Origin of the sequence: Albibacillus kandeliae (assembly GCF_003116585.1) — a bacterium.
Taxonomy (GTDB): domain Bacteria; phylum Pseudomonadota; class Alphaproteobacteria; order Rhodobacterales; family Rhodobacteraceae; genus Albibacillus; species Albibacillus kandeliae.
The window spans coordinates 209,451-232,907 of the sequence record NZ_QEHM01000001.1 but is presented as its reverse complement, the minus strand read 5'-3'; the positions used below and the strand labels follow the sequence as shown (position 1 = coordinate 232,907).

Annotated in this window: 23 protein-coding genes and 1 tRNA gene; 16 read left to right on the top strand and 8 right to left on the bottom strand. The window is 64.4% G+C overall.

Features of this window, described 5'->3' with window-relative positions; genetic code table 11:
• Position 1: 1 nt before the first annotated feature.
• Entirely contained in the window at positions 2–682 is a 681-nt protein-coding gene (locus DDT93_RS01080) for a TIGR04283 family arsenosugar biosynthesis glycosyltransferase (RefSeq protein ID WP_109463942.1), read from the bottom strand.
• A gap of 69 nt (positions 683–751) precedes the next feature.
• Here DDT93_RS01080 and ygfZ point away from each other — a divergent pair, with 69 nt between their 5' ends.
• On the top strand, positions 752–1,486 hold the full coding sequence (gene ygfZ, locus DDT93_RS01075) for a CAF17-like 4Fe-4S cluster assembly/insertion protein YgfZ (RefSeq protein ID WP_109463941.1): 735 nt from the start codon (positions 752–754) through the stop codon (positions 1,484–1,486).
• 6 nt (positions 1,487–1,492) lie between these two features.
• Here the strand turns inward: ygfZ and DDT93_RS01070 are convergent, their stop codons facing one another.
• Positions 1,493–1,855, bottom strand: a complete 363-nt coding sequence (locus tag DDT93_RS01070) for a hypothetical protein (RefSeq protein ID WP_109463940.1) — start codon at positions 1,853–1,855, stop codon at positions 1,493–1,495.
• A gap of 245 nt (positions 1,856–2,100) precedes the next feature.
• Between DDT93_RS01070 and DDT93_RS01065 the strand changes: the two genes are divergently transcribed.
• Positions 2,101–2,688, top strand: a complete 588-nt coding sequence (locus DDT93_RS01065; protein ID WP_232825344.1) for a hypothetical protein — start codon at positions 2,101–2,103, stop codon at positions 2,686–2,688.
• A gap of 76 nt (positions 2,689–2,764) precedes the next feature.
• On the opposite strand, the gene efp is transcribed toward DDT93_RS01065, so the two are convergent.
• On the bottom strand, positions 2,765–3,328 hold the full coding sequence (gene efp, locus DDT93_RS01060; protein WP_109463939.1) for an elongation factor P: 564 nt from the start codon (positions 3,326–3,328) through the stop codon (positions 2,765–2,767).
• Positions 3,329–3,547: 219 nt separating this feature from the next.
• Between efp and DDT93_RS01055 the strand changes: the two genes are divergently transcribed.
• Together DDT93_RS01055 and DDT93_RS01050 are read left to right on the top strand one after the other, a co-directional pair.
• Positions 3,548–3,868: a DUF6280 family protein gene (locus DDT93_RS01055; RefSeq protein WP_109463938.1), complete on the top strand. Its 321-nt coding sequence runs from the start codon at positions 3,548–3,550 to the stop codon at positions 3,866–3,868.
• Between the two features lie 183 nt (positions 3,869–4,051).
• Complete coding sequence (locus DDT93_RS01050; protein ID WP_109463937.1) at positions 4,052–5,512, top strand: cobyric acid synthase; 1,461 nt, start codon at positions 4,052–4,054, stop codon at positions 5,510–5,512.
• A 32-nt stretch (positions 5,513–5,544) separates the two neighbouring features.
• Here the strand turns inward: DDT93_RS01050 and DDT93_RS01045 are convergent, their stop codons facing one another.
• From DDT93_RS01045 to DDT93_RS01035, 3 genes are all read right to left on the bottom strand, one after another.
• Positions 5,545–6,723 (bottom strand): hypothetical protein, encoded by a 1,179-nt coding sequence (locus tag DDT93_RS01045; RefSeq protein ID WP_109463936.1) that lies wholly within the window; start codon positions 6,721–6,723, stop codon positions 5,545–5,547.
• A 72-nt stretch (positions 6,724–6,795) separates the two neighbouring features.
• Positions 6,796–8,196, bottom strand: a complete 1,401-nt coding sequence (locus DDT93_RS01040; protein ID WP_232825343.1) for a TolC family outer membrane protein — start codon at positions 8,194–8,196, stop codon at positions 6,796–6,798.
• Between the two features lie 112 nt (positions 8,197–8,308).
• Complete coding sequence (locus tag DDT93_RS01035; protein WP_109463934.1) at positions 8,309–8,962, bottom strand: protein-L-isoaspartate O-methyltransferase family protein; 654 nt, start codon at positions 8,960–8,962, stop codon at positions 8,309–8,311.
• 140 nt (positions 8,963–9,102) lie between these two features.
• Here DDT93_RS01035 and DDT93_RS01030 point away from each other — a divergent pair.
• Positions 9,103–9,176, top strand: a tRNA-Cys gene (locus DDT93_RS01030).
• A gap of 76 nt (positions 9,177–9,252) precedes the next feature.
• Here the strand turns inward: DDT93_RS01030 and DDT93_RS26850 are convergent.
• Entirely contained in the window at positions 9,253–9,690 is a 438-nt protein-coding gene (locus tag DDT93_RS26850; RefSeq protein ID WP_269800941.1) for a tyrosine-type recombinase/integrase, read from the bottom strand.
• A gap of 158 nt (positions 9,691–9,848) precedes the next feature.
• Here DDT93_RS26850 and DDT93_RS26345 point away from each other — a divergent pair, with 158 nt between their 5' ends.
• The 3 genes from DDT93_RS26345 to DDT93_RS01015 all read left to right on the top strand — a co-directional run bounded on the left by DDT93_RS26345 (position 9,849) and on the right by DDT93_RS01015 (position 13,673).
• Entirely contained in the window at positions 9,849–10,445 is a 597-nt protein-coding gene (locus tag DDT93_RS26345; RefSeq protein WP_157960058.1) for a hypothetical protein, read from the top strand.
• A 799-nt stretch (positions 10,446–11,244) separates the two neighbouring features.
• Positions 11,245–12,921, top strand: coding sequence for a hypothetical protein (locus tag DDT93_RS01020; protein WP_109463932.1), 1,677 nt, complete (start codon positions 11,245–11,247; stop codon positions 12,919–12,921).
• 2 nt (positions 12,922–12,923) lie between these two features.
• Complete coding sequence (locus tag DDT93_RS01015) at positions 12,924–13,673, top strand: hypothetical protein (RefSeq protein WP_157960057.1); 750 nt, start codon at positions 12,924–12,926, stop codon at positions 13,671–13,673.
• A gap of 143 nt (positions 13,674–13,816) precedes the next feature.
• On the opposite strand, the gene DDT93_RS01010 is transcribed toward DDT93_RS01015, so the two are convergent.
• A complete protein-coding gene (locus DDT93_RS01010; RefSeq protein WP_109463930.1) occupies positions 13,817–16,102 on the bottom strand; it encodes an arginine/lysine/ornithine decarboxylase in 2,286 nt (761 codons plus the stop codon).
• A gap of 280 nt (positions 16,103–16,382) precedes the next feature.
• On the opposite strand from DDT93_RS01010, the gene DDT93_RS01005 reads away from it, so the two are divergent.
• The 8 genes from DDT93_RS01005 (at position 16,383) to DDT93_RS00965 (ending at position 23,449) form a co-directional block, all read left to right on the top strand.
• Entirely contained in the window at positions 16,383–16,775 is a 393-nt protein-coding gene (locus DDT93_RS01005) for a COG4315 family predicted lipoprotein (RefSeq protein WP_109463929.1), read from the top strand.
• Between the two features lie 12 nt (positions 16,776–16,787).
• Positions 16,788–17,300, top strand: a complete 513-nt coding sequence (locus DDT93_RS01000; RefSeq protein ID WP_109463928.1) for a sigma-70 family RNA polymerase sigma factor — start codon at positions 16,788–16,790, stop codon at positions 17,298–17,300.
• Complete coding sequence (locus DDT93_RS00995; protein ID WP_109463927.1) at positions 17,297–18,064, top strand: anti-sigma factor family protein; 768 nt, start codon at positions 17,297–17,299, stop codon at positions 18,062–18,064. The genes DDT93_RS01000 and DDT93_RS00995 overlap by 4 nt, the downstream gene beginning before the upstream one ends.
• A gap of 80 nt (positions 18,065–18,144) precedes the next feature.
• Positions 18,145–18,744: a YceI family protein gene (locus DDT93_RS00990; protein WP_109463926.1), complete on the top strand. Its 600-nt coding sequence runs from the start codon at positions 18,145–18,147 to the stop codon at positions 18,742–18,744.
• Between the two features lie 3 nt (positions 18,745–18,747).
• Positions 18,748–19,287: a cytochrome b gene (locus tag DDT93_RS00985; protein ID WP_109463925.1), complete on the top strand. Its 540-nt coding sequence runs from the start codon at positions 18,748–18,750 to the stop codon at positions 19,285–19,287.
• A gap of 637 nt (positions 19,288–19,924) precedes the next feature.
• A complete protein-coding gene (locus tag DDT93_RS00975) occupies positions 19,925–20,836 on the top strand; it encodes a LysR substrate-binding domain-containing protein (protein WP_109463923.1) in 912 nt (303 codons plus the stop codon).
• Between the two features lie 156 nt (positions 20,837–20,992).
• Positions 20,993–22,405 carry an aminomethyltransferase family protein gene (locus tag DDT93_RS00970; protein WP_198654750.1) on the top strand — a complete coding sequence of 471 codons (1,413 nt, stop codon included), beginning with the start codon at positions 20,993–20,995 and terminating at the stop codon, positions 22,403–22,405.
• A gap of 81 nt (positions 22,406–22,486) precedes the next feature.
• Positions 22,487–23,449: a TAXI family TRAP transporter solute-binding subunit gene (locus DDT93_RS00965; RefSeq protein ID WP_109463921.1), complete on the top strand. Its 963-nt coding sequence runs from the start codon at positions 22,487–22,489 to the stop codon at positions 23,447–23,449.
• The last annotated feature ends 8 nt before the right edge of the window (positions 23,450–23,457 follow it).

Below are 23,457 nucleotides of genomic sequence, written 5' to 3'. Positions count from 1 at the left end.
CTCAGCGCCGGTAGGCTTGCGCCAGCCGCTCGGGGTCGGCACCAGCCATATAGCGCCCGAAGGTCCAGATATTGCGCATGCCCCGGCGCAGCCAGCCGTTGCGCGCATAGCGGTCCGCACTGGTGACCGCGTGAGCGTCCAGCGCAACCGGCTTGCGGTCGAGCGCACGCACCAGCGCCACGTCTTCCATCAGCGGCTGATCCGGGTAGCCGCCAGCCCGCCGGTAGTCTTCTACCGGCACCAGCAGCCCCTGATCCCCGTAAGGCAGCCCGAACAGCATCGAGCGGAGGTTGGCCCAGCCCGCCACCCATGCAGGCATCATCCCCTTGGCACGGAACCTGAGCCGGAAGTAGGCGGGCCCGCCGTCCGCCTCGAGGTGGTCCGAAACCGCCTGCGCCCAGCCGCGTTCGAGGTGCGTATCGCTGTGAAGGACCAGCAGCCACTTGCCCTTGGCCACCTCGGCGCCCCGCCGCAGCTGACCGCCCCGGGATGCGGGACCGGTCAGGACCACGGCACCGACATCGTCCGCGATCTTGCAGGTCGCGTCGCTCGATCCGCCGTCGGTCACGATCAACTCGCGGATCAGACCTGCCGTAAGCCCCTCCATCAGGGACGGTAGGCAGGTCGGCAGGTTCTTCTCGGAATTCAAAGTCGGGATGATTACGCTTATGTGGGCGGTCACGCCGGCTTCCCCTTTTGTTCGCCGCCCCTATTCCTATATGACGGGCGGAAATACGCAAGGAGCCGGTACATGACCACGCGCCGCATCTTCCGGATATCGGGCCCGGATGCAGACCATTTCCTGCAGAACCTCGTCACCAACGACATCGGCAAGCTGCAACAGGGTCTGGTCTATGCCGCCCTTCTGACTCCGCAGGGCAAGTACCTTGCCGACTTCCTGCTCAAGCGCGACGGCGACGACATCCTGCTCGACGTCGCCAGCGGGCTGGCCGACGACCTCGTGCGGCGCCTCACCATGTACAAGCTGCGCTCGAAGGTCACCATCGAGGAGGCCGGGCTGAACCTGCACCGGGGCACCGGCCCGGCGCCCGACGACGCCCTGCCCGACCCGCGCCATCCGGCCCTTGGCTGGCGCGCCTACCGTCCCGAACCGGAAGCGGACGACGGCAGCGACTGGGAAGCGATCCGGGTCGCGCACTGCATCCCCGAGACCGGGGTGGAACTCACCCCCGACACCTACGTCCTTGAAGCCGGGTTCGAAACGCTGAACGGCGTCGATTTCCGGAAGGGCTGCTACGTCGGGCAGGAGGTCACCGCGCGGATGAAGCACAAGACCGAACTGCGCAAGGGCCTGCGGCTGGTCGAGGTCGACGGCGGCGCGCCCATTGGCAGCACGATTTCGGCAGACGGCAAGGAGGCGGGCACCCTGTTCACCCAATCCGGGAACAGGGCAATCGCCTACCTGCGTTTTGACAGGGCCACCGGGGACATGCAGGCAGGAGACGCAACCGTCCGCCTGCCCTGAGATGTCTCAGCGTTCGCCTTCGCCGTAGGTTTCGCTGGTGCTCGAAGTGACGGTGTCGTCATCATCGGAGCCTGCTGCGATGGCAATAACAGTGATTGCGACAATCGCACCCACGGCCACCGGACCATTCAGGCCGGTGCCAGCCAGGACCGACTGGGCCGTCGCGGCCTGAGTCTGCGTCTGGGACGATTGCGAACAGGTCACGCGGAGCATTCCGCCGCCGATATACTCGGCCGAAACCAGCGTGCCGGCGCCGCAGGCAATGCGCGCGCGTGCTTCTGCAGTCGCCTGCTCGACAACCTGAGCGGATGCGGCCGCGGGAAGTGCAAGCGCGGTTGCAACGACAGCCAGTGTCTTGAGAAAAGTCATTATTTCAAACCTTGATATTTCAGTACCCCAACAATGAATCACATAGCATGATTGCTATTTCGAAACCAGTGCGGCAGCGCCGCGGCCCCGCGCCCTCGGGTCGCGCCCACCCGGAGCTGTCGGTTCACCAGGCAGCGCACCGGCACGGAGCCACGAAATGTCTGTCTGCTCCACTGCCGAGACCCTTTGCGGTTTGCTGACGAATGTGGTTCTATCGAAACGGTATTTGATCGGAGTCCACTACCATGAAACCGCTTTTCCAACTCTCCATTGCCACCCTCTCTGCCGGGGCGCTGGCCTTCCCTCTGTCGGCTCCGTTGCAGGCGCAGGCCCCGGTCGGGGCTGTCGTGACCCTCGTCATGCCCGCGGGCGACTTTGGCTCGACCAAGTTCACGGACCTGCTGGTGAACACCCTCGGCGCGGCCCGCGGCTTCTGTGGCGCGCTCGACAAGTCCTACCAGGTCGACTGTCTTGCCGAGCGGCTGGGCAAGATGGCCTCTGACATCCCCGAGGACAGCGACTATGCCGAGGTCAAGCAGATGCTCGACAATGCCTCGCGCGAGATGGAGCAACTGGCCCGCAGCAACCGCGACAGCGGCAAGCCCCGCGCCAGCGCATCGGCCGGCGGCAGCCTGCCGCAGGCCACCACGCGCCCACTGACCCCGGTCAGCGCGGGCTCCATCGCCTCGGTGAACGAGCAAGCGGCCGCGATCCTCGACCGCACCCAGACCATGCTGCTGCGCAGCCCCGACGACGAAGGCGGCAAGAGCCTGCACTATGCCCGCATCGCCGACGCCATCGGGTCCAACAAGACCCTGCTCCGCTCGGCCTGAGCCGGAGCCCCGAGCCAGAAACGAAAAAGCGCCCGGTTCTGCCGGGCGCTTCGCAATTCGGGAAACCGGATCGGGATCAGGCCCGTTCGGAGTATTCCATTGTCTCGGTGTTCACGATGATGTCTTCGTCCTGACCGACGAAGGGCGGCACCATGACGCGCACGCCGTTGTCCAGCACGGCGGGCTTGAACGAGTTGGCAGCAGTCTGCCCCTTCACCACCGGCTCGGTCTCGACGATCTTGCAGGTGACTTTCTGCGGCAGGGTCGCGTTCAGCGCTTCTTCCTCGTGGAATTCGACGAGGATGGTCATGCCGTCCTGCAGGAACGGGCGGCGTTCGCCGAGGATCTCGGCGGGCAGCTCGACCTGGTCGTAGGTCTCGGTGTCCATGAAGGTCAGCATGCCGTCGGTCTCGTAGAGAAACTGCATGTCCTTCTGTTCGAGGCGGACGCGCTCGACCTTGTCGGCGCTGCGGAAGCGTTCGTTGAGCTTGGAACCGTTGCGCAGGTTGCGCAGTTCCACCTGGGCAAAGGCGCCGCCCTTGCCCGGTTTGACGTGATCCACCTTAACGGCAGCCCACAGGCTGTCGTTGTGCTCCAGAACGTTGCCGGGGCGGATTTCGTTACCGTTGATCTTGGCCATGTGACAAAACCTTCGCACAAGGTTGATGTTGAATCTCGCGGACCTATATATCGCGAGGTTGGCCCTGGCAAGACAACGAGATATCGCTATGGCCCGCATCAGAGACATGTACCTGGCGCATGGTAGCTATGCAAAAGATGGGTACCCGAATCGGATCTGATCCGTCATAAGGGGCTCCGCGCCGAAATAGACAAGAGCAATAAAAACAAGGAAGACGAGATGCAAGATTTCGTTGACGGCACTGCCTTTAACAATGAACAAGGCAATCGTGCTCGTAAACTTTTTGCGGCTGTTGTACTGGCCGCGCTGGATGATGCCATCGCTGATGACAAGAAGTATGGCAACGGTCCGGAACAGATTGCCCGTTGGGCTCGCTCGCGCGATGGTCGCGAAGTGCTGTCCTGCGCGGGGATCGACCCCAACGAACGGGTTGTGTCCGGCCTGATGGAATTCGTCGGTCGTGGTGTGCGCACCTCGGTGGCTCTTTCGCGTGAAGAAAGCGAACGCCGCCATGCAGCCGAACAGGCAGAAGCCGCCTGATACCAACATTGGTTTCCAGCGAAAAAGCGCGTCTCTCAGGGCGCGCTTTTTTCGTGACCTGACGTCACGGAGCAGCCCTGACCCGAGCAGGCGATCCCTGCACAGGTGAAACCCAATGGGCAGTTCGGCCTTTCCGTTCCGGGCGAAATCCGCTCAACCTGCTGCGAAAACGGGAATCGCTGAATGACGCGCGCCATCATGATCCAGGGCACCGGCAGCAATGTCGGCAAGTCGCTCCTCGTCGCGGGGCTTGCCCGCGCCTGCAGGCGACGCGGCATCCGGGTCGCGCCGTTCAAGCCGCAGAACATGTCGAACAACGCGGCGGTCACCGAGGACGGCGGCGAGATCGGGCGTGCGCAGGCGCTGCAGGCCCGTGCGGCCGGGCTGGCGCCCCATACCGACATGAACCCCGTGCTGCTGAAGCCCGAGACCGACACCGGCGCGCAGGTCATCGTGCAGGGCCAGCGGCTGGGCCACGCCGAGGCGAAGGCCTATCAGCGCGACAAGACCGCGCTCATGCCGCGCGTTCTCGAAAGCTTCCGGCGCCTTGGCGAACGGGCCGACCTTGTCCTGATCGAGGGGGCCGGCAGCCCCGCCGAGATCAACCTGCGGCATGGCGACATTGCCAACATGGGCTTTGCTCGCGCGGCCAACGTCCCCGTCGTGCTGGTCGGCGACATCGACCGGGGCGGCGTGATTGCCCAACTGGTCGGAACGCACACCGTGCTGGATCCGGAGGACACCGCCCAGATCGCGGCCTTTGCGGTCAACCGCTTCCGGGGTGACCGGAGCCTCTTTGATGCGGGGCGCGACGCGATTGCCGAGCGGACCGGCTGGCCCTGCCTCGGGGTGATCCCCTGGTTCGGCGAGGCGTGGCGCCTGCCTGCCGAGGATATGCTCGACATCGCCTCGCGTCCGGGCGGGGCCTGCAAGGTCGTGGTGCCCCAACTGCCCCGCATGGCGAACTTCGACGACCTCGACCCGCTGGCCGCCGAACCCGCCGTGAGTGTCGAGATCGTTCCGGGAGGCAAGCCGCTCCCGGCGGATGCCGACCTCGTCCTGATCCCGGGCAGCAAGACCACCCTGGGCGACCTCGCGTACCTACGCGCGCAGGGGTGGGACATCGACATCCTTGGCCATGTCCGGAGGGGCGGGCACGTGATCGGCCTCTGCGGTGGCTACCAGATGCTGGGCAAAACCATCTCGGACCCGGATGGCGTCGATGGAAAGCCCGGAGAGGCCGAAGGGCTCGGCCTTCTGGACGTGCACACCGTCATGGGGGGCCGCAAGACGGTGGTTCTGCGCGACGGCACTGCCCTGCCCGGCGGCGAGCCGGTATCCGGCTACGAGATCCACATGGGCCAGACGCAAGGGGCGGACTGCGACCGTGCGTGGCTGTCCGTCGAAGGCAGGACCGAAGGCGCCGCCTCGGCCGATGGCCGCGTGCTCGGCTGCTACATGCATGGCCTGTTCGGATCGGATGCGTTCCGGCGCAGCTATCTCGAACGTCTCGGTCACCGCGCCGAGACGCGCTTTGAGGAACAGGTCGAGTCAACGCTCGAGGCGCTGGCGGATCACCTTGAAACCTACATGGATATGGACGGTCTGCTGGCACTCGCGAGAGAGCCCTTCACCACGGCCTGACGGTTGGGTGGGGCGGTCTCGCCCCTGCCCCGTCAACCGAGGTCGCGAGAGGTCAGCGCCCGGTGAATTTCGCGGCGGACCAGCTTGCGCACGTTGCGCGTGATACGCTCGCCCAGTGCTCCCTGAAGCTCTTCCCGGACGATCTCGGCCACCAGCGCGCGCAGCGATTCCTCGTCCATATAGCTGTCATCGCCAGCCAGCGAAGCGACTTCCTCGACCGCGGCCTCCTCGATGGCCTCGGCCACGATGTCGACGTCGAGTTCTTCCTCGGGCTGGTCATCCTCGACCTGCGCCGCCAGCGGCACCTCGGGCAGCTTCAGCGTCTCCTCGGCAGACCCACGCGCCTCGGCTTCGATGGCGTCGGGCGTAAGCCGGACCTGTCCGCTCTTGTCCGCGGTGTCAGACTTCTCGGTGACGGCCTTCTCGGTGGTGGCGGGCTCGGTCACGGCTGGTTTTGCCTGCGGCTCGGTCCACGGCATAGAGGCGGACGGGCGTGCCGCGTATTCGTCTCCCAGCGTTCCGTCCGGTTCCCACTGGTCCTTGCGCTGCGCGATGGCCGCCTCCAGCGCCTTGATCTTTTCGGTCAGGGCCGCATCCGACTTGGTTGCTGCCTCGGGAACCATCGGCCTCTTGGCAAGTATGAACTCGTCGGGCGCAAAGGGCGATGCAGGGGTCTCGGTTGGTTTGGCAGAACCCCTGCCCGCCTGCGGTGCATCGAAATCGCCATCATAACCGGCGCTGAACTGCCGCGCCGCGCCATGCAGCGTCGCCCGCGGATCGTGCCAGGGTGCCTCGGTGGCGTCGCCAGCGGCGGCCCGCTCGGAGCGGAACGGAACATCGGAGCCTTCCGTCGCCGGGGCAGGCTCCTTCGATTCGGTCGATCTCTTGAGGTGGCGGAACTCCAGCGCGCGTTCCAAGCCGCGCGAAGGCAGGTCCTCGAACTTGGCGCCGATCTGCATCGGAGCCTCGGGCACCGCCTCCGGCTCGCTGACACGCAACGCCGGCGTCAGCACAAGACGCCCGGAGGACTTGGCCGGTTCCGGCTGTGCAGCGGGCTGATCCTTGGAAACCTGCCGCGCGGCATCCGCCTCCGGCTCCTTGCCGAGCCGGATCGGCTTGCGACCGGACGGCCCCCGGCCTTCCTCGGTCACCAGCCGCCTGATCGAGGACAGCACATCCTCGATCTGCACGTTCGTCACGGGATCAGACATCTTCTTACCACTCTTGCCTCGGCACGAATTGTAACCGGAATCCGAAAACCGCTCAACCGATAGCGATAAATGTCAGTTCTTGCCGAGCGCTTTCAGCACACGGTCGAGATCCTTCGACTGCTTGCTGATCTGTGCCGGCGCGGTCTTGGCCATGTTGTAGTAAAGCGCCGGGTCGTAGATCTCGACGCCCAGTTTCAGGCGTTCGGCGGTCAGCAGACCCTGCGACGACAGCAGGCTGTAGGCCGCGATTTCCTGATCGGTCCGGGCCGAGATCACGGCGGTATGGGCGTCGAGCAGTTCCTGCTCGGCCGAGAGCACGTCAAGCGTGGTCCGGGCGCCGAGCGTGGCTTCCTCGCGAATACCGTCGAAGGCGACCTGCGCGGCGCGCACCTGCTCTTCGCTGGCCGCCAGGCTGGCCTGGGCGGATTGCAGCGACACGAAGGCGTCGTTCACGTTCTGGATCACGTCCCGCTGGACCGTCAGCAGGTTGCCCCGGGTCGAATCACGCGAGGCCATGGTCTTGCGCAGCTGGGCGTTCATGCCCCCGCCCTGATAGAGGCGCTTGCTGAGCGTCAGGTCGAGCGTGGCATCATCGCTATAGGCACTGGTGTTCAGCGCGTCCGTGCGGCTGAGCGTGAGGCCGGTCGAGAGGGCAAAGCCCTGCGAGGCCCGGACTTGCTGCACGGTCAGTTCGGCGGCTTTCACCTGGTGCTGCGCGGCGAGCAAGGAGGGATGGTTGCGCAGGGCAACCGCCTCGGCGTCGTCGATCGAGCGCGGCGCGGCCGGAAGGTTGGGACGGCCAGCAAGGCTCGACGGCAGATTGCCGACCGCCGACTGGTACTCGGCCTGCGCACTCACCAGCGCACCGCTTGCCGCGGCGAGGCTGCTGCGGGCCGCAGCCACCTGCGACTCGGCCAGCGCGACGTCGGTGCGGGTGACTTCGCCCACGTCGAACCGGTCCTGCGCGGCGCGCAGTTCTTCCTGCAGAAGCTTGAGGTTGTTCAGGCGCAGGTTCACGTTGTCCTGCTGGAGCAGCCAGCCGAAATAGGCCGCGGCGGCACGCAGAAGCACCTGCTGTTCCACCTGCACGAGCTGCTGGCGGGTCGCCAGAACGGTTTCCTTCGCCGCCTCGACGGAGAGCTTGGTCGCACCGTTGTTATAGAGCAGCCAATCCATGGTGACGGCCGCCGTGGCGGTCGAGGTTCCAATAGTACCGTTGCGGATGCTGTTGTTCCCGGTCCGGGTCAGATCGCGCTCGGCCTGAAGGATGAAATCGACGACGGGGCGCAGCCCCGACACGGCGATGGCCACGTCTTCATCCGCCGCCCGCAACAGGGCGCGGTTCTGGTCCAGAAGACCGCTGGTCTTGTAGGCGCCCACCATGGCATCGGCCAGGTTGTCCGCCTGCGCAGCCCCTGCCCCGAGCCCCACCATCGCGGCAACCGCGACGGCGGACACCGCACGTTTCAACATTTCACGAGAACCTGCTCTCAGCATTGCCTTGCCTCCGGTTGCCGATCCTTACTGTCCGGCTTGCCTGATAGTCCATCCGAGCCGAGCCCGGTTCCGATATGCGCCCTGCGTGTCAGAGGGCGAAAACCGCCTTGCGCTCGAAGCCCGGAAGAACCGGAGCCCCGGCATTGAATCCGAAACGCCAGGACACGGCCCCGCCGGACTTGTAACCGATCCGGACCGCCCCCAGCGCGCCTTCGACGAACAGGCACGCGATGCGCCCGCCGTCCTTCAGCTGTTCCTCGAGCGCCGCCGGGAGGTCTTCGACCCCGCCTTCGACGAGAATGACATCATAAGGCCCGTGTTCTGCCGCCCCCTGGGCCAGAGACCCTTCGTGCAGGATGACATTGTCCGCGCCGACGTCCGACAGCAGGGTCTGCGCCTCTGCCGCCATTGCCTCGTCCTCTTCAAGCGCAACGACCGCCTGCGCCATGCGCGCGACGACCGCCGAGGAATAGCCGTAGCCACAGCCTACATGCATTACGAGCTCGTCGCCCTTCACATCGAGCAGGTCGAGGATTTTGGCCAGCGTGCGCGGCTCAAAAAGCACACGATGCGGTGCCAGCGGCACGTTGTCGTCCGAATAGGCGGTATCGCGTCGGGCGTCCGGCACGAAGTTTTCGCGCGGGACCGCCAGCATGGCTTCGATTATCGGGAACTTCGTCACATCCGAAGGGCGCACCTGGGTGTCGACCATCATCCGGCGTCGAGTGGCAAAATCTGTCATGTTAGCACTCACTTGGTCTGCCTTTGCGCGCGGTTGTGCCACATCCCTGCCCCCCCGGCAACGCCCCGAGTGCGATTTCCCTAACGCGAAGGCTTGCGACGCGGCGACAGATCAGATAATCGGCATCCCACACCTCAGGCGGCGAGTTGGCGGAGAGGTTACGCAGCGGATTGCAAATCCGTGTAGACCGGTTCGATTCCGGTACTCGCCTCCATTTAATATCAACAACTTGCGAAGCCTTCGGTAGTACGCGCGCCCCGTCGTTTACAGGGCCGTTTAGATAACTATGTTCATGCTACCCCCCGTCGCGCCTGAGCCAGTTTGACGAGAACTGCGTCAGTTTCATCAGCCGAGACTCGGGCATAATGCTTAATTACGTTAGCCGCATAAAGAACCGACCATCCCATGTGTTTGGCCATATGCGCGAGCTCCAGTCCGGCGTTAAGAAGTCGCGTCGCGGCTGTGCCGCGAGCGTCGTACAAACGAAACTCATCAGATAGCCGAGCCTTGTCCCGCCACTGGCGGACCGCTTCAGAAGCGCGGTGAGGCGTCAGCCAATTGCCGCTCGCATTTGTGAGGATTAACAATCGTCCAACGGGCATATTGTCGATCACTTCGGCCAGCGCCGGAGTTATTGGAATATGGGCCAAACGTTTGCGCTTGTTCGTCCTAACCCGAAGGCGACTTCCACGCGGGGTTTCCTCTACATGAGCGGGCGATAGCTTGATCAGGTAGGCTGGACGCAGGCTAAGGCAAAACTCGAGACTGAAGCGACCGTGCTGAACAATGCTAGTAGACGAGAGCCACCACTTGGTGCGGTATCGGACAGTGTGGGAGATGGCGTCGACACTGATACTGACGATGTCGACACTTCGGGAGAGTAGCTATGAAGACAGCAGCGAAAGCAAGTGATCAGTTCCCGTGGGCTTGGTTCCCTTGGGCAGAAGAGCGTGGAGTTTCGGTCATATATGACTTTCGAGGTTCTACTCTTCCTTCAGGGGAAATCTCTAGGGTTGAAACGCGCTTTGATCTCGAAAGAAAGGCCATAGTTTTGGCCTCCGAGTATACAAGCGAATACACCGCTGGCCATCACTTCTTACGTGGCGTTCCAAACACTCCGATAGTTTCATTTGAAGTTGCGAAACTACTGAAGTCAGTTCTAGGCGTCGCTGAGTACCAGTTGTTTCCCGTAACTGTTGCGTGCTTGGATGGGGAGCTTACTGGCCGTTACTTTTTCGTAAGACCTTTGGTTTCAGTAGACTGTGTAGACTTGGACAAGTCATCGGTTGAATGGTTCGCTCCGCTGAAGACTTTCTTTAAGTGGGAAAGCCTGGTTTCTTGCCCCAACTGCCTAATGGGGATGTCTCTCGGCAGAGATAAACAGTCCCGCATCTTCGTCGTCTCGGACACAGTCAGGGCGAAGTTGCTCCAGTTCGATCTTGCGAGAGAGTACTTTAGACGGCTTGAGGACTGCAACTATTGAGACTTCATTGAATTCCAGCAGGAATCTTCCAAGTTATTTTGCCGAGAACGCCGGTTCTTGAGGTATGACCGGAGTGGAGGTATGGAAGCCAAATGGAAATCGAGATCAATAAGTGTGCGCGAATGTTGTTCCGGAAAGTGTTTAAGATCTTAGTTAGTAAGTGGGAGCTCAAAGCGCGCATGCTGAGTTGTCCGCCGTCAACACAAATGGCACAGATTTGAGGTTGTGATTTAAGGAGGATTTGGGTGACCTGCTCCCCTGAGGAATCCGCGTTTTGAGGTTAGCCTATTCTCCATACGAGGAGAAAGATGATGCGGAGAAGGCGCGCGAACACTATTCGCGATAGTCTAAGCCAGTTTCCTAACGTTTCGTGTGTGCTTTCTCGGTTCTGCGGTGCCTGCGTTGTGCTAGATCGCAGTGTCAACGTCTTAATCTGTTGCAGCACCAACAGGGCTCGCGTGCCTACTTTGCCTCTCAACTCAAATTGAGCGCGTTGGGTCGCTCCTGCGACATTGGCGTCTCGGGATAGCACCGTAAACTGGCGATCTCTTAGCGTAGGAACGGTTTATCGAAGGACTGCAAGGCCAAGGTGCGACGGGCAATGGCGCTGTCCATCTGACGGTCACCGCCAGTAAATTGTCCTTCTCTCCCCCATCTGCCAGCCAAGTGCCGGTCGCCCCAGGCCGGGCCAAGCCCTGACATCACTCAATCAAAGGGCGAGCCGCACTCCCCTCACACAACACAAAGGATGACACGAGCCGAAACGCAATCTAGCGTGACCCGGGAAGGAGTCTGCACGATGGCAAGTGACAACACCCCTCTTCAAACGAGTTTTCCGGGCTCCACCAGCCGCGAGGCGTTGCGGGCGGCGCTTGGGGATGCGGGGGTTCCGGTCCGCCGGTTCGAGCCGGCCGACCTCGCCGCGCTGATCTTGCCCCCGGGCAGCAGCATCGAACGCCCCTTCCTGCTGGACGGCGACCTCCTGTTCCTGCAGCCGGATGGCACCGTCCTCATGATCGAGGACGCCACGGCGGGCGGGTTCCTTCTGGTCTGGGACGGCGCGCCGATCCCTGTTGCGCGTCTGCTGGAGACCGCCGAGCCGGAGGGAGAATGGTCGACCCTCGCCGATATCGACAGGATCCCGGTGAATTTCATCCTGAATCCCGGAAGCAGTGCACCGGGCTCCGGAGATCAGGTGCGGGTGTTGCCGGGCGATCCGCTGGTCGGCCTGCCGCTGAACCCGCTTCTCCCGCCCACCGAATACGCTTGGCCCGAACGCGACCGGGAGCCCTACTTCGGGGCCGATGGCGGGGTGCCGCCGGGATGGATCGACATTCGGTTGACCGGCCTGCCGCTGCGGGTCGAGACGGACGCGCGGATCGAGTTCAAACCCTCGACAATGATCTCGGTCGGGGTCGGCCCGCTGCGGGCCTCGGAATTCGTCGAGACCATCGAGATCGAGATGACCGGCCTGCCCTCCGGTATCCTCGTCAGTGCGGGCGCGTTGACCGGCGCAGGAGACGGCAGCCTCACCCTCAACTTCAGCGGGACCTATGCCGAGTTTCGGGACCTGACGCTGGTATTCCCGACCGACTTCTCGACCCAGAGCCGCAACGACACCGAGCCCGGACCGCTGGGCCTGACCATCACGGTCGCGACGGTCTACGAGGACACCGCGACCCGCCGCTACCCCTTTGCCATTCGTGCCGAGGGCGATGTCGACATCGACGACAGCCTGCCCGACACGGTGCCCGACGAGACCGATGCGCCGACGCGCGTGGTGCCCGCGGACCTGCTCCTGCCCACGGTGACCGACCTCGACGGTTCGGAGAGCATGGAAAGCCTCAGCCTGACGGTCGAGGGGCTGCCAGCGGGCATCACCCTTGCCCAGCTCGGCCTGATCCTGCCCGCAGGCGTCGAGGCAACGCTTGCCACCGATGCGGCGACCGGGGCCATGACCCTTACCATCATCATGCGGGCGGCAGAGGTTGGCGACATTCCGGCGGCCTACGATGCCCTTTCCCTGACCCTTCCCGCCGATTTCTCGACCGCGAACCGCAGCGACCTGTCCAGCGGAACCGCCCTGCCCCTGACCCTCACCCTCCGCGTCCAGACCGACGAAGATTCCTCTCCCACGGTCGACACGGCGACCGACGGCACCGCCATCGCGACGCGGGTGGTCGACATCGGCTTTTCGCCCGACATCGACCTTGCCGCGCCCCGTCTGGTGACGGTGGCCGAGGATGGCGGCGCGGCGAATTCCACCGCCGGGGTAACTGCGGACCTTGGCATCGTCATCGCCATCACCGACGCCGACGGTTCGGAAACCGCCGATCCCTCCGATCCACGCTTTGCGGCGGTGGTCGAGATCGTCATGGCGGGGCTTCCCGAGGGAGCGACGGTCAACGGGGGACGCTCTCTCCGCATGATCGAGGTGGTCTCTGGCGCGGCACCGTTGCCGAGGCCGAGGCGCTGACCGTGACGATGCCGGGCGACTACTCGGGCGGCATCCTGAACCTGATCCGCGTGACGACGCCCGAGGGGCATGTCACCATCGCGCAAGGCCTGCAGGTCACGCCGGAGCCGGATATCGACGTCGATGGCGCCGTTGTCGCCTACGAAACCGACGCGGCGCTGGAGGTGCTGCTGGCAGACTACGTCGACGCGGTGGTGACGGATCCCGACGAGGTACCGCTCTCGCTCGACTTCACCCTCCCCGGCCTGCCCGATGGCACCCTTGCGCTCGATGCCGAGGGCAACCCGGTCGGCAGCTTCTCGGGCGGCACATTCATGCTGTCCTACGATGCAGCGACGGACAGCTATGACCTGCGCGGGGTGCGGCTGATCCTGCCACAGGACTATTCGAGCACCAGCCCCGAGAGCACGCTCGAGGCCGCAATGGAGATCGTCACCGACCAGGGCTCCGCTCAGGCCAGCGTTCCGCTGGTCATTTTCGCCGACGACATCTCGGTGCCCGACGCCACGCTCGAACTGTCCGAGACGGACGGGGCCGTGCTCTTTCGCCCTGCCGACTCGCTGCTACCGCAGGCGACCGACATTGACGGATCCGAAAGGGTGCAACTGGTCCTTGTGCACTTCAACATGCTGCCGCCCGGCACTCTCGCCTCGATTGCCGACAGGCCACCGCCCAATCCGACGGGTCCCAGCGCAAACTCGAATACGCCCAGCGCTGTTTCTGCAGTTCCGCACGGCTTCAGGTCGCTTTGAGTGCAACGGGAAGCTGAGGGCCAGGGAAGCCCTCACCTGTCCGAAGAACACAGCAACAAGCTACCCCGCGCGGCAATGCTCTGACGGATTAGCGCCCTTCCATTGCCGCGACCAACTCGCATGTCGGCCGCGGCTGTGTCGCCCTACTCTGCGACGCAGTCAGCGAAGTACATGACCTCGCCGTTCTCCCCCGGCTCCTGCACCAGACCGTGAATGTCGGTCTCGAAGCCCGGACACTCGCGCGAGAATTCACGGTTGAACCGGAGGTAATCCACGATCTCCTTGCTGAAAACCTCGCCCGGGATCAGCAGCGGAATGCCCGGCGGGTAAGGCGTCACGAGGCTCGTGGTCACGCGCCCCTCAAGCTCGTCGATCGGCACCCGCTGGGTCTTGCGCCGCGCGATGTGAGAAAACGCCTCGGTCGGCGACATCGCCGGATGGTGATCGCCGAGATAGATCTCGGTCGAGAGCCGCGCCACGTCGTACTTGGCATAGAGCTGGTGGACGTGCTGCGACAGATCACGCAGCCCCATGCGCTCGTACCGGGGCTGCTTGGCGCAGAACTCCGGCATCACGCGCCACAGCGGCTGGTTGCGGTCGTAATCGTCCTTGCACTGCTGGAGCGCGGCGAGAAGCGTGTTCCAGCGGCCCTTGGTGATGCCGATGGTGAACATGATGAAGAAGCTGTAGAGCCCGGTCTTTTCTACCACGACGCCGTGCTCGGCGAGGTACTTCGAAACGATGGAGGCCGGGATCCCGCTCTCCTCGAACCGCCCGTCGATGTTCAGGCCCGGCGTGATGATCGTGGCCTTGATCGGGTCGAGCATGTTGAAGCCGCGCGCCATGTCGCCAAAGCCGTGCCACGCGTCTTCGCCCGAGCTTTCCACGGCCTCGCTGTCGGTCTTCTTCAGCTCCCAGTCCTTGGCGCGGCCGACGCCTTCCTCGGCGAGGTCATCCGGACCCCAGACCTTGAACCACCAGTCGTTGCCGTATTCCTCGTCGACCTGCCGCATGGCGCGGCGGAAATCGAGCGCCTCCATGAGGCTCTCCTCGACCAGCGCCGTGCCGCCCGGGGGCTCCATCATGGCCGCCGCCACATCGCAGCTTGCGATGATCGAGTACTGCGGGCTGGTTGAGGTGTGCATCAGGTAGGATTCGTTGAACAGGTGCCGGTCGAGCTTGGTCTCTTCGCTGTCCTGAACGAGGATGTGGCTGGCCTGGCTGATACCGGCCAGCAGCTTGTGCACCGATTGCGTCGCGTAGGTCACCGAATGCTTGGTCCGGCCCCGTTTGCGACCCATGGCATGATAGGTGCCGTAGAAGGGGTGGAAGGCCGCGTGCGGCAGCCACGCCTCGTCGAAATGCAACGTGTCGACGTAGCCGTCGAGCAGTTCCTTCACCACTTCGGTGTTGTAGAGAACGCCGTCGTAGGTCGATTGCGTCAGGGACAGGATGCGCGGCTTGACCGTCTCCGGATCGACCCCTTCAAGCAGCGGATGTGCGCGGATCTTCTCCTTGATCGACTCGCGCTCGAACTCCGATCGCTGGATGGGGCCGATGATGCCCCAGTGGTTGCGGGTCGGCTTGAGGAAGATCGGGATCGCGCCGATCATGATGATCGCATGCAGGATCGACTTGTGGCAGTTGCGGTCGACCAGCACCACGTCACCGGCGGCCACGTTGTGATGCCAGACCATCTTGTTGGAGGTCGAGGTGCCGTTGGTGACGAAGTAGCAGTGATCCGCGTTGAAGATCCGCGCCGCGTTCTTCTCCGATTCTCCGATGGCCCCGTCGTGATCCAGCAGCTGGCCGAGTTCCTCGACCGAGTTGCAGACGTCCGCGCGCAGCATGTTCTCGCCGTAGAACTGGTGATACATCTGCCCGATGGGCGACTTCAGAAAGGCGACGCCGCCCGAGTGCCCGGGGCAATGCCACGAGTAGGAACCGTCTTCGGCATAATCGAGAAGCGCCTTGAAGAAGGGCGGCTGGATGTATTCGAGGTAGTTCTTGGCCTCGCGGATGATGTGGCGGGCGACGAATTCGGGCGTATCCTCGAAAGCGTGGATGAAGCCGTGCAACTCGCGCAGGACGTTGTTCGGCAGATGCCGCGATGTTTTGGTCTCGCCGTAGACATAGATCGGCACGTCCTCGTTCTTGGACCGGACCTCCTCGATGAAGTTGCGCAGGTTCAGCACCGCCGGATCGAGGTCCGGGCCCGGGGTGAACTCCTCGTCGTCGATGGAGAGGACAAAGGCCGAGGCGCGGCTCTGCTGCTGCGCGAATTGCGACAGGTCGCCATAACTGGTCGCGCCCAGCACCTCGAAGCCTTCCTTTTCAATAGCTTCGGCCAGTGCCCTAATGCCAAGGCCGGAGGTATTCTCGGACCGGAAATCCTCGTCGATGATGACGATTGGAAAGTGAAACTTCATCGGTCTATCCCTGATGCAACTCTCGCTGTGCGCTCGTTCTCGAAGCCCCGAGCAACGACGTCAAGGTCAATATAGCGCGACGGGTGGCCGAGGCACCCGGCAAGCAGGCAATCGCCATCGGCAATCGGAACCCGGGCTCACTTGACCCTCCACATCACAGTCGCGTGAGAGGCTCAGAAAGTCGGGACAAACTCTCGCGCGCCAACGTCTTTCCTAAAGGTCGTCCGCTGTGGACGGCCCGGCAAAGACCGGCGCAGCTGGTCGGCAGGGAGAACAAGACATGGGTTCAAGACAGATACGGACAGCGATCTGCCTCGGCATTTTCGCGGCGTTGAGTGCGGGCGGAGCGATGGCCGAGACCGGCATCATGGAGCACGAGACGTCGGTGGGCATGGTGCTGACCGATGCCAAGGGGATGACCCTCTACACCTTCGACAAGGACGAGGGCGGGAAGTCCGCCTGCTACGACAAGTGCGCCGAGAACTGGCCGCCGCTGCTGGCGCCGGATGGCGCGGTGGCCGAGGGCGAGTTCGCAACGGTCGAACGGTCCGACGGGCAGATCCAGTGGACGTATGACGGCCAGCCGCTCTATCTTTGGATCAAGGACACGGCCCCGGGTGACGTGACCGGAGACGGCGTGAACGGCGTGTGGCATGCTGCCAAGCCCAATTGAAGCAGGGCGCGAATGACGCTCCTGGACGAGATCGAGACCGCCATCCCTGCCCTCCGGCGCTATGCCCATGCGCTGGTGCGTGACAGTGACCGCGCGGAAGACCTCGTTCAGGACTGTCTCGAACGGGCCGTGGCACGGCGCCAGTTCTGGCGTGGCGAGGGCGACGTCCGAAGCTGGCTGTTCCGTATCCTGCTCAACCGGTTCCGCGATGGCCTCCGGAGTGCCCGTGGCCGGGCGCAACTGGTGCCGTTCGAAGCCGTTCCCGACCCAGGGCAGCCCGCACCGCAGGACGCGCAGATGGCACTGCGCGAGGTCCACGCGGCGATGGCGCGCCTGCCCGACGATCAGCGCGCCGCCCTACTGCTTGTTGCCGTCGAAGGAATGACCCTCACCGAGGCGGCCCGGATCCTCGCGGTCCCCGAAGGCACCGTCGCCTCGCGGATCGCGCGGGCCAGGGCGGCGCTGCGTGGAATGACCGGCCGGCCCGAGCACCGGTCGCCCCGAACCGAAGGATCGCAGACGTGACAACTTCCGACCGCTCAGACGAAGGTATCCTGCGCCTCCGCCACGGCGACGAAGCGGACCGGGCGCGGCTGGTCACGATGACAGCCGAGGATCCGGCGCTGCGCGAGAGCCTCGCCGAGTGGGATCGACAGGATGCGGCCCTGCGCGCCCTTTACGAACCAGTGGCGCGCGAGCGGGTGCCGGAAAGACATCGCGAAGTTATCGCGCGGGCCGAACGCCGTGGCGAGCGCACCTCGACGATCTGGGCCCGGATCGCGGCGGTGGTGGCGCTGCTGGCGATCGGTGCAACAGGTGGCGCGGTGGGGAGCCGGCTGACCGGCGGCGCAGATCCCGATCAGGCGCTGGCCAGTGCCGCCTTTCGCGCCTACGCGACCTATACCGTCGAGCGCAGGCACCCTGTCGAGGTTGCCGCCTCCGAGGAACCACACCTGACCAACTGGCTGTCGAACCGGCTTGGCGAACGGATCGTCCTGCCTGATCTCAGCAGGCACGGCTTCAGCCTGATGGGCGGACGGGTATTGCCAGACGCGAGTGGGCCCGCCGTGTTGCTGATGTACAGCGACGCCGACCAGCGGCGACTCGTGCTCTACGTCGCGCCGGGGCCCGGACGCGAGGAATCCGCCTTCCAGTTCGCCCAGCGAGACGCAGTGCGCGGTTACTGGTGGTACGATGACAACCTTGGCTGCGCGGTCATCGGGGACCTGACCCGAGACCGGCTGCACGACATTTCACGCGACGCCTACGCGCAGATCACCGGCACCTGAGCCAGCACCGCGGGGCATTCACGCCCAGCAATCTATCCGAACGGGAGCGCAACCTCCCGCGATGTCCGAGGAGGACCGACATGACACCGCTCCGACGCCCGCCAGATGGCAGGATGCGCGCCGCGCTGCTGGCACTCGTACTGGCCCTCCTAAGTGTCGCGCCCGCGTCCGCAGCGACGCACTACCTGCTCGACGGCTCGGGCTCGCAGGTCGGATTCTCGACCGATTTCGGCAACAGCAAGATCACCGGGAACTTCCCGGTTTCGGCGGCCGATCTGGAGCTTGATTTTCGCGACGTAGCGCGCAGCAACGTGAGTGTCACGCTCGACGTGCGCAGCGCTGTGGCGAGCTTTCCCTTCGCGGCACAGGCGATGAAGGGACCAAAAGTGCTCGACGCCCGCCGCCATCCCACCATCGGTTTTCGCAGCACGCGGGTTCGCCGCAGTGGCAATGGCGCGGTGATTGATGGCGCGCTGACCCTGCGCGGCGTGACTCAGCCGGTCTCGCTCTACGCGGTCTTCGCGCGCCCCGTCGGATCCGATCCGGGCGATCTGGACCACCTGATCATCCGTCTGACCGGCGCAATCCAGCGCAGTGCCTTCGGCGCGACAGGGTGGCCCGATGCGGTCGGTGACGAGGTGCAACTCGACATCACCGCGTGGATCGTGCGGGTGGACTAGGACATGCGTTTCGCAAACACCGCCGAAGGCTACGGGCTTCTCAGCCGCGTCCTGCACTGGGGGATCGCGCTGGCGATCCTCGGAATGCTCGGGCTCGGCACCTGGATCGACCGGATGACGCCGGACCTGTCGAACTTCTGGCTCTTCGGGCTGCACAAATCCATCGGGCTGACAATTCTCGTCCTCGTCCTTGTCCGCCTCGCCTGGCACCGCTACTCGCCGCCTCCGGTCTTGCGCGCGATGCAGCATCCGTGGGAGCTGTACCTCGCCAGAACGGTGCACTGGTCGCTCTACCTGCTGCTGCTGGCGATCCCCCTTACCGGCTGGGCGGCAAGTTCTGCGACCGGCATCGACACGCTCTACTTCGATCACTGGACCGTGCCGCCCATCGCTCCGCCATCCGAGAGCCTTTCCGACCTGGGTTTTGCCGCACACGGCGTGCTGACCAAAATGCTGATGCTGCTCCTGCTCCTGCATATCGTCGGGGCGCTGCGACATGGCACCGGTCCGGGCAGCGCGTTGCGCCGGATGTGGCGAGGGTAAGGGCACCCTGCGCGTGCGCATGTGCCGCGCGGGCCGACAGCAGCACGCCAGCAGTCCGCGACCCGAGCTTGGGCCAACAGCCTCCAGAACCCTGAGCATTTACGTGCCCCACGGAGTTCTTCGACCTGCGCCGCGTTTCCATCAAGGGGATGCCGAGGTGCACATGACGCGTCCGCGACAGCATGGCTGCCGAGGCAAAGCCGGAGTTTGCTCCGATCAGACCAACCGGCAGACCGGTTTCGATGAGGAGGCTCAAGGCGTGGGACAGCCGGACCAGCCGGGTTTACTGCACGGCAGATGTATACATTTCGGTGATGCACCAGAACCGGGCGTACTCGACTGAGCGCCTCACCAATGTCGGCCAGTTCTGTTGGTCCTTGGCGGTCGATGCCACCCAAGAGCGCTCACTCCCCCCCGCCAGGCACACGTGAGACGACGGGACTGGCGTTGACCTTGGGCGCTGCTCCTTCCAAGTTGTCCCGACCTTGAGGGAGCGAGGCATGAGACTTTTCGCGGGCAGGACCAGCGCGGACAATGCGCCGCGCTACTGGCGGAGCGGACAGCTTGCCGCCGGCCAGGTGACAAAGCCGACCGATCTCCCGTGTATCGAACCCTCCATAGAAGCGTCCCCCTCCCAATGAAGCTGACACACCTGAGAGACGTCATCGCTGCCGCCGAGTTCGGCAGTCTCCGGGCCGCCGCCCGGCATCTCGGCATCGCCCAGCCCTCGATCACGCGCAGCATCCGGGAGGTCGAGCACGAGCTCGGCGTGCCCCTATTCGAACGGCATCAGCAGGGGGTACGGCTGACCGCGATGGGAGACGCCTTTGTCAGGCGTGCGGTCGCCGTGCAGTCGGAACTGCGCCGCGCCCGCGAGGAAATCGACCAGATGAACGGCCAGATGACCGGCGAGGTCTCGGTCGCCATGTCCGGCGTGTCCTCCTTTGCCCTGATGCCGCGCGCCGTGCGCAGCTTTCGCGCGCGGTATCCGCAGGCGAACCTCAAGATCACCGAAGCCTTCTTTCACGCGGTCGAGGCCCAGATCCTCTCGGGCCAGATCGACTTCTGCGTCGGGCCGTTTCGCGATGTCGCGCACGAATCCCGCTACCTCGTCGAAAAGCTCTTCGATCACCGCTGGGTGGTGATCGCGCGGCGGGGTCACCCGCTGGCCAAGTGCCGGAAGCTCTCGGAACTGACCGACGCGGAGTGGGTCCGCCCCACCCTCTCGGAACGCTCGAACGAGGCCTATATCGCGCAGCCCTTCCTGTCGCAGGGCCTGATCACACCGAACGTGGTGATGAACACGACCTCGGCCACCACCACGCTGGTCGCGGTCGCCAACAGCGACCTGCTGACGATCCTGCCGCGCACCATGCTCAGCGCTCCGATCGACCGCTCGCTGTTCGACGTGCTCGACCTGGAGGAGACCATGCAGGGCACGCGGATCTGCCTTGTCCGGCGCATGGACATGCCGCTGACGCCCCTTGCCGAGTACTTTGCCGACATGATCAAGCGCGCGGCGTTGAACTTCGACGCCGACCAGACCTGAGATCGCCCTCGGCACGATAACCAAACCGTATCACCCTTTCCTTAATGCCATCTATTCGGTCAAGCGCCCGTCCTGCAGGATCGGCACAGACTGAGGAGAACGGCCCGCCACGCGACAGATCAGCGTCGGGGCCGACAGAAGGGAGAGAGACCGATGATGCTGGACAGTACCGCATCCTTGCAGGACCTGATCGACGCGCAGCCGGATCTGGTGAGCTATTTCCGCAACGAGACGCAGGCCCCGCACAGCCGCAACCGCCCCGGCCCCTCGCCGGTGCCCGCCGAGTTCACCAACTGGCGCGACGAGCAGCGGGCATGGCGCGAGACGGCGGTTCTGTTCGACCAGTCGCACCACATGCCGGAGCTCTTCCTCAAGGGGCCGGATGCGCTGAAGCTCCTGATGAAACTCGGGATCAACGGGTTCTCGAACTTCGGTCCCGGCAAGGCCAAGCAGTACATCGCCTGCAACCCGCAGGGCCAGGTCATCGGCGAATCCGTCCTGCAGTACCTCGCCGAAGACAGCTTCGAACTCGTGTCGGGAATGCACCTCCAGGACTGGGTCCACTACAACGCGGTCACCGGCGGATACGACGTGACGGTCACCCGCGACTACCAGACCTCGGCCAATTCCGAGGGGCGCACCTTCTTCCGCTTCGGCATGGACGGGCCGAACGCCGAGACGATCTTTCAATCTGTGGTCGAGGGGACCGCGCCGGACATCAAGTTCTTCAACACCGCAAAGGTTCGCATCGCGGGCTGCGAAGTCATGGCGCTGCGCCACGGGATGGCAGGTCACAAGGGAGTGGAACTCTCCGGCCCCTACGCCGATGGCGCCAAAGTACGCGCCGCGCTGCTGGAGGCGGGCCGCGCCCACGGTCTGAAACAGGCGGGCAGGCTCGCCTACTTCAGCACCCCGAGCGAGGGCGGCTGGCTCGCCTACCCGGTCTCCGCGGTCTACACCTCGCCGGACCTCCGCGGGTTCCGCGAATGGCTGCCCGCAACCTCCTGGGCCGGACAGGCCCAGCTGAGCGGCAGTTACGTCGGTACCTCCATCGAGGACTATTACCTCACCCCCTACGACATGGGCCTCGGGCGGCTGATCCGCTTTGACCATGACTTCGTCGGGCGTGCGGCTCTTGAAGCGATGGAGAAGGCGCCTAAGCGGCACAAGGTGACGCTGGTCTGGAACAAGGCAGATGTCGCCGCGATCCAGACCTCGCTCTACCAGCCCGGCACCCCCTGCAAGTACCTCGAGATGCCAGTGGCCTCCTATGGCTTCCCGCAGGCCGACGTGGTCCTTGACGGCGCGGGCCGCAGGATCGGCATGTCCGGCTTCTGCGGCTACAGCGGCAACGAGGCCGAGCAACTTTCCATCGCCGTGGTCGATGAGAGCCATGCGGAACCGGGAACACAGGTCACCATCGTCTGGGGCGAACCTGACGGCGGCACCGCGAAGCCGCAGGTGGAACGGCACCGCCAGATCGAGGTCCGCGCGACAGTGGCCCCGGCGCCCTATGCCATCGCGGTCCAGCAGATGAAGAAATCGGGGATCGGCCGCACCGCGGCCTGATCTGCCCCGTGGACGCGGCCGGAAATAGCGGTCGCGTCATACCCGCAGACATCCTAATTTTGACTCAGGGAGGAGACCCAAATGAAAAGGATAACCAAAGCCGCCTTGGCCGCCACATTGGCGCTTGGCGCAACCGCGGCACAGGCCCAGGTACTGACCTTGTCGACCACCAACCCCGGCGGGCTGGCGCATTCGGTCGGCACCGCCATCGCCAAGGCAGTGACCGAAACCACCGACCTGCGCATGGTCGTGGTGCCCGCTGGTGGCTCGCCCATGCCGGCGGTCGCGGGTGGCGAGGCGGAGTGTGGCATCAACATCGCCTATGACCTTGCCTACTACGTCAACGGCTCGACCTATTACGCCAAGGATGGCGCCCACCCCGGCCTGCGCATGGTCGCAGCGGTCCTGCCCTCGCAGCTGGCCATGTACGTGCGCAAGGATTCCGACATCAACTCGGTCGCAGACCTCAGGGGCAAGCGCGTACCAAGCGAGCTGAATGCCCAACTGGCCATCGGGGCGGTCTACGAGACCTTCCTGAAACTCGGCGGCCTCACCCGTGACGACGTGACCTCGATCCCGGCGCAAAGCATCGTGCAGGCGGCAGAGGACTTCTCGACCGGGCGCAACGACACCTTCGCCTTTTCCATTGGCACCGCCAAGGTGCTAGAAGTCGACAGCTCTGTCGGCGGGCTGAAGGCACTGCAGACCGAGGACACCGAGGCCAACCGCGCACTTCTGAACGACAGCCTGCCGGGCGCCTACTTCTCGCAGGTCGAACCGAGCGAGCGCGCACCGCAGATCGTCGCGCCCACGAATGTCATCACCTTCGACATCATCATGTTCTGCGCCGACAGCGTCCCGGACGAGACCATCGCCAAGATCACCACGGCGGTGCATGACAACAAGGACATGCTGGCAGAGACCTACAAGGCGATGGCGCGGTTCGATCCGGCCCACATGGCCCCCGAGATCCCGGGCGTGTCCTACCATCCGGGCGCGATCTCGGCCTACCAGTCCCTCGGCATGACCGCGCCCCAGGGCTGACGACCACC